Annotated in this window: 3 protein-coding genes; 1 reads left to right on the plus strand and 2 read right to left on the minus strand. The window is 75.7% G+C overall.

Features of this window, described 5'->3' with window-relative positions:
* Positions 1–265: 265 nt before the first annotated feature.
* Both ACWGDE_RS37495 and ACWGDE_RS37500 read right to left on the minus strand, forming a co-directional pair.
* Positions 266–1,258, minus strand: coding sequence for a helix-turn-helix transcriptional regulator (locus tag ACWGDE_RS37495; protein ID WP_453393555.1), 993 nt, complete (start codon positions 1,256–1,258; stop codon positions 266–268).
* Positions 1,259–1,314: 56 nt separating this feature from the next.
* On the minus strand, positions 1,315–2,064 hold the full coding sequence (locus tag ACWGDE_RS37500; protein WP_453393556.1) for a LysM peptidoglycan-binding domain-containing protein: 750 nt from the start codon (positions 2,062–2,064) through the stop codon (positions 1,315–1,317).
* 285 nt (positions 2,065–2,349) lie between these two features.
* Here ACWGDE_RS37500 and ACWGDE_RS37505 point away from each other — a divergent pair, with 285 nt between their 5' ends.
* Complete coding sequence (locus ACWGDE_RS37505; RefSeq protein WP_453393557.1) at positions 2,350–3,144, plus strand: hypothetical protein; 795 nt, start codon at positions 2,350–2,352, stop codon at positions 3,142–3,144.
* The last annotated feature ends 232 nt before the right edge of the window (positions 3,145–3,376 follow it).

The following is a 3,376-nucleotide window of genomic DNA, read 5'->3' on the forward strand; positions in this document are numbered from 1 at the left end:
GTCTTGGTCCGCCCGGCCGCGGCCGGCTTCGTCCGCCCGGCCGCCGCCGCTGCCGCTGCCGGCGCACGGCGTCAGCGCCGCGCCCTGAGATTCCTCCGTACCGGGTCACGCTTGTGTCACGAGTCGTCGACAGTCGTTCCGCCGCGGAGTTCGGCGGAGCATTCCTTTCCCGGCCCGCGACACGCCCGGGGGAAATCCTCTTTCGAATTCCCCTCGAACTCACCGGAATTCCGGCCGGGAGCCCCATCCGACCCGCTCCGTTTCCTTACATCTTCTTCACTTCCAGGGGCCCTTCACGGGGCTCCAGGGACCTGCCGAGGAGATCTCTCGCGGCCCTGATACGGTCCGTCAGCTCTTCAGGCTCGACGACTTCGAACTCACACCCGATCAGCATGATGTGAATCACCAGGACATCGAGGTTCACGGCCCCCGTCCGCAGGAGGCAGCTCTCCTCGTCGAGGGGCTCCAGGACCCCGTCGCCCGGCCTGATGATCTGTGCGGCCTCGGCCGCCGGCACCCGCAGCCGGACCACGGCCCGGGCCGCGTACGCCCGCTGCGCGATGCCCTGGGACACGTACGCGGCGAGGTCCTCGGCGGGCGCCGGGCGCGGGGTGAAGCGCGGTCCGTGCGGGGGCCGGGGCTCGATCCGGTCGGCCCGGAAGGTCCGCCAGTCCGACCGGTCGAGGTCCCAGGCCACTAGGTACCAGCGGCGCTCGGTGCACACCAGCCGGTGCGGTTCGACGGTGCGGCGGCTGACGGTGCCCTCGTGGTCCCGGTACCCGAAGCGCAGCCGCTCGGCGTCCCGGCAGACGGAGGCCAGCTCGGTCAGCACCGAGGGGTCGACCGCGTTCGCCCCCGGCCCCCTCAGCAGCGGCACCGTGAACCGGTTCAGCGCCGACACCCGCCCGCGCAGCCGGGACGGCAGCACCTGCTCCAGCTTGGCCAGGGCCCGTACGGAGGCCTCCCCGATCCCCTCGACGCCGTTCCCGGCGGCGGTCCGCAGCCCCACGGCCACGGCGACGGCCTCGTCGTCGTCGAGCAGCAGCGGAGGCAGCTCGGCCCCCGCACCCAGCTGGTACCCGCCGCCGGTCCCCGGACTGGCGTTCACCGGGTAGCCGAGCTCCCGCAGCCGGTCCACGTCGCGCCGCACGGTCCGCGGCGTCACACCGAGCCGCTCGGCCAGATCAGAGCCGGTCCATTCCCTGTGGGCCTGCAACAGCGACAACAGGCGCAGCAGTCGCGCGGAGGTCTCAAGCATCCCCGCAGTCTGCCGGTTCCGCGGCCGCCCCTCGTACCGGAGGCGGCCGCCCGCCGTCAGCGCACCGGGGGCGCGGCCGGAGGCGAGGACGGGGCCTGGACCGGGACGGCCGCCGCCACCGGAGCCGGGGCGGACCCCGACGGTACGGGCGCGGGGACGGCCCCGGGCGGTACGGGGGCGGCCGGAACGGGGGCGGACCCCGGCGGTACGGGGGCCGGCGCGGCCGAGGACAGCGTGGGCGGCAGGGTCAGGAGCAGGCCGATCGCCAGGGCCTCCGGCCGGGGCCCGATCACCGTCCGGTTCGCCGCGTACAGCGCCTGCCAGCCCCCCTTCACCCGGTACTTGCGCGCGATCCCCGTCAGGGTGTCCCCGCGGTGCACCACGTGCGCCCGCCCGGCGAGCCCGTACCGCTTCGCGCACACCGGCCAGGCCTCCCAGCCCTGGCTCCCCAGCAGGTCCTCCGCCACCCGGATCTGCTGCTCCCGCGTCGCCAGGTCCGCCCGCGGCGCGAACGCCAGGCCGCCGTGTTCCTCCCACGTCGGCTGCCAGAACTGCAGTCCCCCGTAGAAGCCGTTGCCCGTGTTCACCGCCCAGCGGCCCCCGCTCTCGCAGTCGGCCACGCAGTCCCACGGCCACTTCCCGCCGGGCCCGCAGTCCACGGCCCGGCCGGCCGCTCCCGGCCTGGGCGGTGGCGGCGCGCCCGCCGCGCCCGGGCCGTGGCCCCCGGCGGCCGCTCCCGGCCCCGTCGCCAGCACGAGCAGCAGCGCCGCCGCGCCCACCCCACCCGGTACCCCGAAGTTGCGCATCGCGTCACGCTACGCAGCCGCGCTCGGCGCCCCGCTCCGCCACACCGCGCCGTACCCGCGCCCACCCGCTCGGCCCACCGGCCAAACGGCCAGCACCGGCCATCAACTGCGCACAACCAAAAAACAGTTGGCACGAAAACAACGCCCCGGTCGGACCGTTCACTCCTTCGGGGGTCCGGTTCGATTCCGTTCCCTCAAACGGCGTGACCCCGGCCGCCGCTCCCCCGTTGAGCCCGGCGAGCCGGAACCCCCCGGCCCCGCACGCCTAGTCCGAGGAGCCACCCCGTGCCGCGCATGCTCGAAGTCAGTGATGAGGTACGTGCCGAGATCGGCGACGAGGAGGCCGAGCGGCTGCTCGCCGGAGACGGGTCCCCGGGCAGTTACGACTGCACCTCCTGCCGCACCCCCGGCGACTCCGAGCGCGAACAGACCAGCACCGTGCTGTTCGTCGGCGACGAGACCGCGGTCCTCGCCTTCGCGCACGCGGGCTGCATCCCCTCGCAGGTCGTCTCCGTACCCGAGGCCGACCTCCAGGGCGCCGTCCGCTCCATCACCGGCGACAGCCCCGCCCCGGCCTCCCCCGCCGGCGACGTTCCGCAGTCCGTGCCCGGGGGCCAGGCGGTCCTCGGCATCACCAGCGGGCTGATCCTGATCAAGGGGGAGCTGCACCCCGCCCTGGTCGTGGAGCCCACCGCGCCCATCGCCCGGCCCGGCACCACCGGTCCCGGCGACGACTTCCTCCCGCTCCTCATCGAGCAGGGCTTCGTCCCCGTCACCGACACCGACGAGCTGCCGTCCGCGCTGAGCGGCTGGTCGATCCTGCTCGCCGCGGGCCAGCTGCACTCCGTGCTCCAGCCCGGCCAGGTGGCCTGGTGGCAGGCGCACCGCCCGCTGTCGGTCACCGACGGGTGGCGGGCCGCGGTCAACAAGACCCAGCGCGTCCTGGTCTACGCCGCTCCCGTCGACTCCATCGGCCAGCAGCCCCGCGAGGACCTGCTGCGCGACGCCCTGGACAAGGCCGCCCGCAACGGCAAGCTCGTGGCCGCCTCGATGCCGCTGGCGGGCACCCCGGGCGCCTGACGCCCCGGCCGGTCCCCCGCCGGCCTCCAAGCCGCCCCCGGGGTCCTCAGGAGCCCCCGGGGGTCGGCGAAGGCCCCGGCCACCCTTCCCTCCCGGAAACGGCCGTCCGATCCCCCTCCGGGGGGGCCGGGCGGCGTGCGCCCGGGGGGGGGGGGGGGGGCCCCGGACCCCCCGCCCGCAGGGGGTTTACGCCCCCCCCCCCCCCCCCCAGGGGGGGCGCGGGTCGAGGGTC

The organism is Streptomyces sp. NPDC054956 (genome assembly GCF_053609185.1).